The sequence below is a fragment of the Nostoc spongiaeforme FACHB-130 genome (genome assembly GCF_014698475.1).
Classification (GTDB): Bacteria; Cyanobacteriota; Cyanobacteriia; order Cyanobacteriales; family Nostocaceae; genus Nostoc_B; species Nostoc_B spongiaeforme.
The window spans coordinates 19,343-29,544 of sequence record NZ_JACJTB010000067.1; the positions used below are offsets into that span (position 1 = coordinate 19,343).

Genomic DNA, 10,202 nt, shown 5'->3' on the forward strand with positions numbered 1-10,202 from the left:
ATTTCTAATATGAAACGGCTACCGTCTATGGCTATGATTCTTTTGATATCTATGGCTGTGGTTATTTTGGCAGGTTCTATGCGGTTAGGCACAGTTTCAGCCGAAGTTTCACAAGCTCAAATTTTGCAACTAGCATCAGGGGCAAATGGAAGCAGCTCTGGCCAGGCATCTGAATGCAGCCCAAATAACTGGGCAGCTTTGGTAGTCTGTATTATTTTGGGTGCTGTTTATGGTATAGGTCTAACGTTCCTATGGACAAGAAACGGAGACTGGAAACTTAGCGAGGCACTCTCGGAAGTAGCCATATTTGTTCCTAAAAATACAGATGGAGCCAGCAACATCGGTAGTTTAGAGACAGCAACCAAAGGGTTGGAACAAGCAACCAAAGGGTTGGAACAAGCAACCAAAGGGTTGGAACCAGCAACCGAAGCGTTAAAACAAGCAACCGAAGCGTTAAAACAAGCAACCGAAGCGTTGAAACAAGCAACCGAAGCGTTGAAACAAGCAACCGAAGCCAAACCGCAATTAGTTGCAAGCTCTAGCCGCCTCCTTGCGTTCATTGGTTCGATCATTATCAGTGGGATGCTTCTTGCTTCAAGCTTTTACATTGTTTGGAGGCTCTTCAATTGTCAGTCATTGGAACCCCTGAGTAATTTAGGGACTTATTTAACATCCAGCGCAGCACTATTTATACCATATATCGCTAACAAGGTGGGTGATATATTCAAACCTTTATCTAAGTGAATGGTAATCATTGTAATTCTACTTCTTCCCCTTGGTTTTTTTTGAAAGCAGCACCTTGTTTTGAAGTTCATATTTACCAGTATTTTCCCCAACAGGTGACAGCATCGCCAAACTCGCCGCCGCCCCTAACTGGAAGCCTAAGCCAGAACCTGGGATACCACCTAGCAAAGCGAGAACATCACATTCTCCTCATCGACATAGACCCCCAAGCGTCCTTGACCAAATTCATGGGGTTTCAAGGCTGATTTAAATACGAATTTCCCCATGTTGCCGAATATGCTCAACTAACCGCTTAGTTTCACCACCAGCTAACTCTAGTTCTCTGACATTGCCCACCAAAATAAACAATTCCTTTGCCCTACTAACGGCTGTATTCAGTAAATTGGGTTTGCGGTTGAGGAACCAAAAACTATGCTCTTGGTGACACTGGTAAGCAGAAAAGATAATAGCTGCTTTCTCCCCACCTTGAAAATTATGAACCGTACCAATATCATCCCAACAAAAGTTTCGCCAACGGGTAGAAAGCCGATACTTGAGCGCGTTAGCTTGCTGCAAAAACGGCGACATTACCCCAATAGTCTTTGAGTTATCTTCCGAACTAATAGAGTAACCTTGCTTCAGCAAGGATGTAATTACAGCTTCTACAGCGTTGATTTCTTCTGGATTAGTGTTATGGATGTGGCTTCCCTCGACATGGTAAGCCAATAGATGCGGTTCTGCTGCCGTCCGGTGATCATGAGAAAGAATTTGCAGACCACCGGGATAGTTGGGGCTGCAAAACTGAATAATAGACGGGGTGCAACGGTAATGATTTCTCAGAATAATGCCCTTGCCATTGTCGCCTTCTGTACCACTAGCACCAGCAGCACGATGATAAGCGGTAGCAGTGTATTTGGCAGTGGGCGCATAGCGATAGTATTCTTCATTCCTCATGCCCCGATCCAGAAAGGCAGTTTTGAAATATTGCTTGATGGTATCGTCGCTCATATTGACGATAGGCTCAATTTGTTGGGGGTCGCCTGCCACTACTGCCCTTTGCGATCTCACTAGCAAGGGAAATAATTGATGTACAAGAGTTGTCCCCGCTTCATCCACCAGTGCCAGCTTGATGATATTAGGCTGAAGAATCGGCAACATATTACGCATTGATTGGAGGGTGGAGGTAATGACTGGGAAAATCAAGCTCAAGTCACGGTAGATGGCATCACTATCAGTTGACAGTTTTAGCAATGCCTCTCCATCCCCTGCTAATACACTGCCGTAAGTTTCTAATGCCCTCATAACGCTATCCTTGCGTCGGAGAACTTCTTGCAAGAGAAACGCCCAGGCACGTTGAAATAGTTCTAGCTGCAAATGGTGATAGTCCCGGTAAAAACGACACAAGAAATCAGCTTGAGGGTAACTATCAAGTTGTTTTTGGAGTTGTTGATGTTGAGTTTGCTTTAACTCTAATTCGTTAGTTAAAGCCGCTATTTGGTTTTGAATTTCAGTTACTTCCAGGTTTAGATTGCGCCATTGCCGTGACAAATCAATTTTTTGGTTAATGCTGGTGATGGCTGTGGCTAAACTAGAGGGGTCAATGGGTATTTGAAAGGGATGCGCTGTAGCTAAAGTGTTTAAAACAGCCGCATTTATCCGATTCGCCAAACGCTGAAAAATTCGCCTGTCAGTAGTAGCATTGAGCCAATCCAAAGCGCGTTTCGTGATGGAGTCAGAATCTTTTGGCAGTTCGCGTTCTGCTTGGAATAACGCAATTTGTATTTGTTCGTAAGCATCAATGGGAAAATTTTCGTAAGCAGCCAAACTTGATAGCTGTTCAGTTAGGGCTTGAAACTCGGCAGATTTAGCAGCAATATCGTTATTGAGTGATTGGATTTCTCCATCCAATTGCGATCGCCGTTCAGTGTCAATAACTTTTTGAGCAGTATTCAAGCGGTCTTTCTCTTGGAGTTGTTGAATTTCACTTTCTGCTTGCAGCAATTCGAGTTTGGCTTGTTGCCAGGAATCTTGATTAAATTCAGTATGACGCAGCCAATCTTGGGTTGATTGCAGTTTGGGTAAGGTTTCCTTACGGATATTAGCTTGATTGCCACCTGAAAGATAAAACTGTTGAGCCGGAGAATTTATACTCAGTCGTTGTTGGAATTTTTTAACGGTGCTGTTATTAGCGCCGACAAAGAATATTAAATTATTTACATCATCAAGACCGTGAACAAGCCGTAACGCTCGATTTGCTACTTGTTGGGCTATGAGGTGCAGAAACACCTCGGTTTTTCCATTCCCCGGTGGCCCACAAACAGCAGTTAATAAGTTCTCCTGGGCGTGTTTGAGGACGGACGCTTGAAATTCGTCAGGTGCGTGTGAAGGGAAAGCACCCCAGAATATCACCTCATCTCTGGGTAATTGTGGCTGACCACAAAGGTACTGCATGGCTGGGTGAGTTTCAGTTAGCCATTCTGCCTTAGAGTCAGGTTGTTGTAGTTCCTTAAATATTTCTTGTAGGTCTTGCTTAAGGAGGGCGTTATAGGGTGTAAAGTCGCAGCGTAGCAAATAAGGTTGTCGAGATGTTTTGTAGTTTCCTCCTGGTAAGTCTACCAGTTCTAGAAAGTCTCGAAGCGTTGGGAATCTTCCTTTAAATGTGTCTTCTAAGAATTTCAAAATCCCTGACGCAACAATCAGTGATTCGGCTTGTTCTTCCTCTAATTTGTACAGCCGCATTAAATTAACAATCACTGGCTGAAACTCGTATTCGGTTAAGTCCCAGCCAGTTTTGCGGTAATTCCCTTTTAAAATGGTTGAAATATCGATAGTGAACAAAGGCAGGTATTTCAGCTTTTGGTCTTTGCCCTTGCCGTTGATCATATAGATTTGTGGGAAGGCGACAGCCACCTGAACATCATTTTTGTTACCTCTAGTGGCTGCTTGTTGCTGTTGCTGGAATTGGGTGAATACTTCGTTATCTAGGAGTAACTTGTTGCCAACAAGCTGGACTCCCTTATCTACTACTTTTGAATAGATATCTGAAGAACGCTCGACCTCAGCTTGAGTCAGTTCCTCTAACCTGATGTAGCTTAACCAAGCTTTTACTATCTGGAGCAGTTTTTCTGACTCTAGCATAGGGACTTAAACTTAAAAAGGAACACAAGCTAAGTATAAAAAATATTTGAATCTTCTGTTTTCTGCATCATGCTATGGGTAGGTAAGGTCACTCAAAATTTGTAAGTGTTTCCAGTTGTGAGAGTAATTTTTCGATTTGCTTGCGTTTTTTTGGGTCTGACCAGATGCGTGATTTTTTTAGTTTAGTGCTGGCAACAGCAAAACGTTCTTTGTAATTGTTAGATTCAGTTTGAGGGTTAGAGGCAAGGGTTTTCTTTTCACTAATGCGCTGTTTAATTTCGCTTAAAGACCAGTTGTTAGCAATAGCTTGTTCTGTAAAGGCAACGCGCTCGTCTAAATCCTGAATTTGAGCAATGGCTTTGGCTTTAGTGTATTCAAGTTTTCCTTGTCTTAGTGCAGAAAGAATATCTTCAGGGAGGTTTAGCAAGGGCAGACGATTCTTGACGAAAGATGCCCAGGTCATTAAGCCAAGTCCCTCAAATACACCTTCAACAATTTTTAAATCTGGGTCAGCAGATGGCTCATGATTGGGGTCTAAATTGTGGGTTTCAGTTTCGCCCATAACGTTATGGGTAGATAATTCAATATCACTTTCACCATCGTTGATAGCGTTATTAGTAGAATCATTTTCAACTGCGCCCATAACGTTATGGCTAGATTCATTACCATCGCTATCGGATGCGACCATAATGTTATGGGTAACTGTAGATGTCTTGTTTTGTAAGCGTTGTAGACGATACAGTAATGGGGGTACTTCCTGGGGGATTCGACCTAATTTGAGAGCCAGCAAATGCAGGATACCTTCGGTTTCTTCAACTGGGTTCAGGTCTTCCCGCAGCAAGTTTTCTATCAGTGCAAGTTGAAAAGCTGCATTGTCGTCTAATTGCCTAATGACAACGGGGACTTCTTTTAAACCATTTTCTTGGGCGGCACGATAGCGACGTTCTCCTGCGACTAATTCGTGTTTTTCTCCATCCAGGGGGCGGACTAAAAGGGGTTGCAGGATGCCATACTGTTTGATGGATTCAGTTAACTGCTTTAATGCCTCAGAGTCAAAGTAACGACGAGGTTGATTCGGGGGCAGAACAATCTGGTCTAACGGCATGGCTTGGGGAGAACCAGCATTCAATCCGCCTGTGGTGTCCCAAGGTACTTCAATTTTGCTTTTGAGGGGTCGGGTGGTTTTGGGGCGTGTCATTTTAATGATTCTAAACTAAGGGCTATTTTTTTCAAGATGGCAACAGATGGGTGCTTTGGGTCGTAAACTGCCAAGGGCATTCGTTCTTCTGAGGCATCAACAAAAGCGGTAGAACGAGGAATCGGAGCAAAGACAGTTCCAGCACTTGCTAGTTGTTCAGTGATGGCTGCTAGGGTACGAGTGTCTTGAGAGTTACGGGCATCGTATTTTGTCGGTACAAATCCAGCTATTTGTAGTTTACGGTTGGGCTTGTTGCGGACGGTAGCAACTGTTTTTAATAATTCGCCTGTACCCTCAAAGGCTTTGAAATGGGTTTCCAGGGGGACAATAACATGAGTGGCAGCAACAAGAGAGATGTAAGACAATAGCCCTAAACTGGGAGGGCAGTCTATTAATATAAAATCGTAATCAGGTTCAATTGGTTCGATGGCTTCTCTGAGGCGGAAATCCCGCATGGAAGCACTAACCAATTGCATTTCTGCCGTAGCCAGAGAGATGTTGGACGGGGCTAAATCCATGCCATGAATACCCTCAATAATTGGCAGGGGTTGTTCATCCACAATGGCATTGTTGACAGTTGGCTCTATGTCTCTTGGAACCAAGCCCATAAAGATAGTTAAGCTGGCTTGGGGGTCTATGTCGATGAGCAGCACACGATGATTCAGTTGTGCTAGTTGGTAGCCCAGGTTTTGGGTAAGGGTGGTTTTGGCAACACCTCCGGCCTGATTAAAAACTGCGATGATTCGGCTCATAAGTGAGTTGGTTTAGCTGCACCGTTACAATTTAAGATAGCGGTAAGAAGCCAAGAAACAATGTTTATTTTTGTTTTTCTGACAGGCTGTATCAACTATTTTGAGGAATTTTTTAAATTTCGCTGTCTTCGAGCTTCTCTCTTTTGTTGTGCTTTATCCAAGCTTTCATGATCATTAACGCTCTGTTGGGGAGTAACAATTTTTGATGTTGTTTGCTGATTGCCAGTTGGGGGTAGGGATTTAGGCGGTAGGGTTTTCCTAGTCTTTAAGCCAAAAAGAAAATGCACATCATCAAAATCTCCCACCACCTCATCATCAACACGCCCCGCTTCAAAAGCTTGCTCAATCAGAGGTAAAGAATCTATTGCTTTGAGGTCAATTAGCACAGAAATGATGTGACCATTTAACTCTGGGCTATTTTCTTCAAAATTCTCTAGCTGTTGAGACAAGGCAGCAACACAATCCGCCTGATGCTCTGGATATACACAGGCAATTTTTTTGATAGTAACCATAGCGTGAACTCGCCAAGTTTCGTCATGAGAGTCATCAGCCAGAAAATTTGTGAGTGCTGGGATTGCTCTTAAACCAATCAGGCTTAAAACATCCGTCAACTCCTCAATCAAGCAGAACAAGACTTCATTATCAAAAGCATCATCCATTTTGGGGAATAAGCTAATCAATGGCTCAATTGCTGATTCTGCTCGGAGTTGCCCTAATGCCCGAATTGCATGGAGAGGCGCGTATTCTAATAAACTGTATTCACCAAAAAAACCAAAGTCATCATCTGAAAGATTGTATAAATCCTCATCCGTTGCCATACGGATTAACTCAGGAATATCATCAGCCGTGATGCCTAGCTCTCGGTAGTCAGGCCATTCATCTGGGGATAATTTTTCAGTTCCTGGCTGATAGTCAAGTAATTGATTAACAGGAGATGAATAACTATTTTTAGGCATAAATTTTGGAATCAATTCTTTAAGAAACTGAACAAGTTTTTTGATTGCACTTTACTCTTAACAGTAGTTTGACTCCAAATACAACCACATCACTAAAGAAACTACGCTACAAATAGGAGTGTTTTTGTTCCTCCCGCAGAGAACACCTCATTACAGCAGATGGTAACAATACGATATATTGCTCTCAAGTAAGAAAATTTTTTACAAATTTTCTTAGATTGGTGAATACAGCAGGGTGAAATCAATGCTTTCGAGAGCCAATGTTGCGTATCTCTATTGCACGGTCGAGCCGAGCAAGCTGGGGGGGCTGGGGTAGCTGGGGGAGAAAGTTGCGATCGCCCTTCGACTGCATAATCAAGGTGCGACACATTGGCGGCTGAAAACTTTATTCATCAAACATTCAAGCTAGAGCATCAGAAAACATTCTTAGTTTTTTCTTGGTTTTAACTAAACAGTAGTATCAAACTTGATTCTGGGTAACTTAAGTTTAGAGTTCTGTATTTAACTTGTCTCAAGTTATGCCAAGGCGTATCATCACTGAACTGACTAAGGAACAAGAAGCAATGATTGCCATTTACCGAGACAAATGGCGAAAGATAGCAATCTCTACAGAACCAATTAATCATGAAAAAGTTGCAGCAATAATTAAAGCTGCTTATGCTGTAAGCGACTATCCAGAACCAGAAATTTTATTCTATAGTAATCCTCTGGCAGCAATTCAAAAAGTTCTGGCTATTGAAAACTTTAAAGCTTATCTAGGGCGTAAGATTGATATCAAGTTTCTTAAAAGAGTAGTAGAACATATTCAACATGGAATAAATCAACAGCTTGATTATCAACTCTTCATCAGATTACGGAATCAAATACAATTTCCTGAATTTCCATATTACCCAACTGCAAGTCATCCACAAAGCTCATACTTTCCTCATGGCATAACACAACGTATTGAACAGCAATTAATGACTGAACTCGATCAACCAAAAATTGAATTTACTGACATTTTATATTTGACACAACCCTTGACTAGAACAGCAGAGTGGGCAGTTTGGGGTTGTATGTTAGATTTTTGTATTTCAGTCCTTGCCATTAATCATGACAAGAGAAAATGGCAGGTATTTCAAGATTTAATCCAATACTGTGGTTTAATATCCAAATATGAAAAGGTTTGTATAGTCTGTGAGCGTCCTTGCAAGGTATCTTTTGATCAAGAGAATATCCTTCATGCTGAAGGAGAAGCAGCAGTTCAATTTGCTGATGGGTATAGCGTTTACGCATATCATGGTGTCAGGTTGCCAGAGTTATATGGCAAATTACCCCCAACTCAGTGGTCAGCAAAATGGTTATTAGAAGAAGATAACGCTGAACTGCGGCGCGTGTTAATTCAAGGTATTGGTTATACTCGCATTTTGGAACAGTTACAAGCAGTTGAATTAGATTCCTGGCAAGAATATACGCTTCTTAAAATTAATTCCGATATAGATGTAGAACCAATTTATTTGTTGAAAATGACCTGTCCTAGCACCCAAAGGATTCATGTATTGCGCGTACCACCGGATATTCAATCAGCACAAGATGCTATTTGTTGGGTAAATTGGGGTATTGCTCCTGAAGAATTTAGTGTGCAAACTTAAGTATCTTTTTAGTAAAGTGGCAATGAAAGCTGACTTTAACTTAAATGCTCATACTAGCCGCTTTCCCTTGAATGTCGTCTTCCCCACATTACACGACATTAAAATCGAAAAACTCAATTTTTCACAGTATTTCAACAAAACTTTCAAACCCATCTTTAAATAAAATCGCGGATGCAGCCAAGCTAATCTTTACACTAACATTGAGAACTAAAGTACGACCAAGAATTAAGTTAATGACTGCCCAAATCAGCGATAGGGTCTTATATCATCAAAAATTTTGTGACATTACTGGTATCAATGGTTCTGGCTTATTTGAACCACTACAGTATGGTGTTAAGCCAGTAATGATTTCTTCTGCTTGCTGGCGGGGTTATTACTGTACTTATGAGGTTGCTGATAAATCTCTGTTTCTTACACAACTCAATATCGGGCTAAGTGAAGCGGATCAGTTGAAGGCAGAACAAGGAGATGGGCTGAAGCTGTTTGGTAAAACACCTGCTCGATATACAGAGTATGGACAGCGTATTCATTTGACAAGCAATAAAACCGAGACTCACTGGGAGTCATCAGACTTTAAAATAGATGGTATAAGGGAGTTGATTCCCTTTACTGGTGGTTTGTTACTGGGAAACGACTTCATCCGCCAGATGTATGTTCACATGGGCTTTCACCCTGCATACAAGTTCAGAACTGTTTATGAGTTAATCTTTGATCATGGGCAACTTGTAGAAGAACATGACCGTTCCTCGCAGATGGCACAGTTGAGAGAGATGTTACCTATTGATACACTAAAGCCAGGAGTTAGTGCATCCCGCAACGAAATTAAGCAATGGCTCAAGCAGTGTTTTAGTTTAGAGTACAAAGGATTTTCTACTTAATACATAACTGTAGTAAGCAAATAGTTAAGCCACGACCTCGCAAGGAAGTTGCACAGCATTGGCTCTCACAAACCTTATAGATAAAGATATTGAGCGAACTAATCAAATTTTTCTTAACTCAGTTTCTTACTTGCAACAAAATCTATAAGTAATTGATTGATTATTGATAGTAAAGCATAGATTTATCTCTATATAGAACTGATACTAATATTTAAGAAGATTTAAGAACTCGTGGCAATTAGGCGGCGCAGCGAAGTGCTGGGCGGGGCTTTGATCAACTCGGCATCTTCACCAGTAAACTATTGCCCCGTCTCAGCACCGCCTAATTGAGCGATAGCGGCAACGAGTTCGTCGGCGCAACACGACTCATCGACTAAAACCCCTAGAGCGTTGTTTCTGCTGTTCGATTTCTTTCTGCTGCGCTTCAATCAAAATCTCATTCCAAGTCCGCCCACTAGGTGCAACTCTTTTAGCCTGCGGTAGCATTTTTTGAACAACTTGGGCTGTTTCATTACCCTGAGAATCGTTATTAAATGCCAAAGCAATTCTGTTCACATTCTTGAGCAATTCAAGGGGCCACGAGTTCGGATCATCAACAGCCATATACATTGTTCTAACTGGTGGTTGTCCCTTGTGTGCATCCCTATCAATATGTGCAATTGACAGTGCCTCAATTGGGGAATCACACAAGATAACTCTCTCGATTTTATCGTCAACCTCTCCACCCAATTTTAGGTAAAACCATCCCTGTGAGCGATCGCCATTTTCAGGGTACTCAGAACAGCGATTGTCAAGGCGTGTGGTATCCCAAAGCAGTGCGCCTGACTTTTCACCGTTCAGATCGCGCTTAATAAAGACAACATTTTCCTGCTGGTCTACGTAACCTAACCCCTGACGTTGTAATGCTCCTACAAGGAAGTTAGTTA

General features: G+C 42.0%; 8 protein-coding genes and 2 pseudogenes. 5 read left to right on the forward strand and 5 right to left on the reverse strand.

Annotated features, from left to right (window positions below; all coding sequences use genetic code 11):
- Positions 1 to 9 precede the first annotated feature (9 nt).
- Together H6G74_RS28775 and H6G74_RS31870 are read left to right on the forward strand one after the other, a co-directional pair.
- Positions 10 to 744 carry a hypothetical protein gene (locus tag H6G74_RS28775; protein WP_190970991.1) on the forward strand — a complete coding sequence of 245 codons (735 nt, stop codon included), beginning with the start codon at positions 10 to 12 and terminating at the stop codon, positions 742 to 744.
- A 95-nt stretch (positions 745 to 839) separates the two neighbouring features.
- Positions 840 to 977 (forward strand): annotated as a pseudogene (locus H6G74_RS31870) (ParA family protein); the annotation flags it as partial.
- A 13-nt stretch (positions 978 to 990) separates the two neighbouring features.
- On the opposite strand, the gene H6G74_RS28780 reads toward H6G74_RS31870, so the two are convergent.
- The 4 genes from H6G74_RS28780 to H6G74_RS28795 all read right to left on the reverse strand — a co-directional run bounded on the left by H6G74_RS28780 (position 991) and on the right by H6G74_RS28795 (position 6,767).
- On the reverse strand, positions 991 to 3,861 hold the full coding sequence (locus H6G74_RS28780; protein ID WP_190970992.1) for a DEAD/DEAH box helicase: 2,871 nt from the start codon (positions 3,859 to 3,861) through the stop codon (positions 991 to 993).
- Between the two features lie 88 nt (positions 3,862 to 3,949).
- A complete protein-coding gene (locus tag H6G74_RS28785) occupies positions 3,950 to 5,059 on the reverse strand; it encodes a ParB/RepB/Spo0J family partition protein (protein WP_190970993.1) in 1,110 nt (369 codons plus the stop codon).
- Positions 5,056 to 5,811, reverse strand: a complete 756-nt coding sequence (locus H6G74_RS28790; RefSeq protein WP_190970994.1) for a ParA family protein — start codon at positions 5,809 to 5,811, stop codon at positions 5,056 to 5,058. Before H6G74_RS28790 ends, H6G74_RS28785 begins: the two co-directional genes overlap by 4 nt.
- Before the next feature lie 95 nt (positions 5,812 to 5,906).
- Complete coding sequence (locus H6G74_RS28795; protein ID WP_190970995.1) at positions 5,907 to 6,767, reverse strand: HEAT repeat domain-containing protein; 861 nt, start codon at positions 6,765 to 6,767, stop codon at positions 5,907 to 5,909.
- Between the two features lie 518 nt (positions 6,768 to 7,285).
- On the opposite strand from H6G74_RS28795, the gene H6G74_RS28800 reads away from it, so the two are divergent.
- The 3 genes from H6G74_RS28800 to H6G74_RS28810 all read left to right on the forward strand — a co-directional run bounded on the left by H6G74_RS28800 (position 7,286) and on the right by H6G74_RS28810 (position 9,276).
- On the forward strand, positions 7,286 to 8,398 hold the full coding sequence (locus tag H6G74_RS28800) for a DUF6745 domain-containing protein (protein ID WP_199336366.1): 1,113 nt from the start codon (positions 7,286 to 7,288) through the stop codon (positions 8,396 to 8,398).
- Between the two features lie 22 nt (positions 8,399 to 8,420).
- Entirely contained in the window at positions 8,421 to 8,561 is a 141-nt protein-coding gene (locus H6G74_RS28805) for a hypothetical protein (protein ID WP_190693458.1), read from the forward strand.
- 70 nt (positions 8,562 to 8,631) lie between these two features.
- Positions 8,632 to 9,276 (forward strand): hypothetical protein, encoded by a 645-nt coding sequence (locus H6G74_RS28810; RefSeq protein WP_190693460.1) that lies wholly within the window; start codon positions 8,632 to 8,634, stop codon positions 9,274 to 9,276.
- A 366-nt stretch (positions 9,277 to 9,642) separates the two neighbouring features.
- Here H6G74_RS28810 and H6G74_RS28815 read toward each other — a convergent pair.
- Positions 9,643 to 10,202: pseudogene (locus tag H6G74_RS28815) on the reverse strand (toprim domain-containing protein); the annotation flags it as partial.

Coding starts and splice junctions, on each gene's coding strand:
- H6G74_RS28775 (WP_190970991.1), top strand. CDS start 10: ATGAAACGGCTACCGTCTATGGCTATGATTCTTTTGATATCTATGGCT.
- H6G74_RS28785 (WP_190970993.1), bottom strand. CDS start 5,059: ATGACACGCCCCAAAACCACCCGACCCCTCAAAAGCAAAATTGAAGTA.
- H6G74_RS28810 (WP_190693460.1), top strand. CDS start 8,632: ATGACTGCCCAAATCAGCGATAGGGTCTTATATCATCAAAAATTTTGT.
- H6G74_RS28780 (WP_190970992.1), bottom strand. CDS start 3,861: ATGCTAGAGTCAGAAAAACTGCTCCAGATAGTAAAAGCTTGGTTAAGC.
- H6G74_RS28800 (WP_199336366.1), top strand. CDS start 7,286: ATGCCAAGGCGTATCATCACTGAACTGACTAAGGAACAAGAAGCAATG.
- H6G74_RS28790 (WP_190970994.1), bottom strand. CDS start 5,811: ATGAGCCGAATCATCGCAGTTTTTAATCAGGCCGGAGGTGTTGCCAAA.
- H6G74_RS28795 (WP_190970995.1), bottom strand. CDS start 6,767: ATGCCTAAAAATAGTTATTCATCTCCTGTTAATCAATTACTTGACTAT.
- H6G74_RS28805 (WP_190693458.1), top strand. CDS start 8,421: ATGAAAGCTGACTTTAACTTAAATGCTCATACTAGCCGCTTTCCCTTG.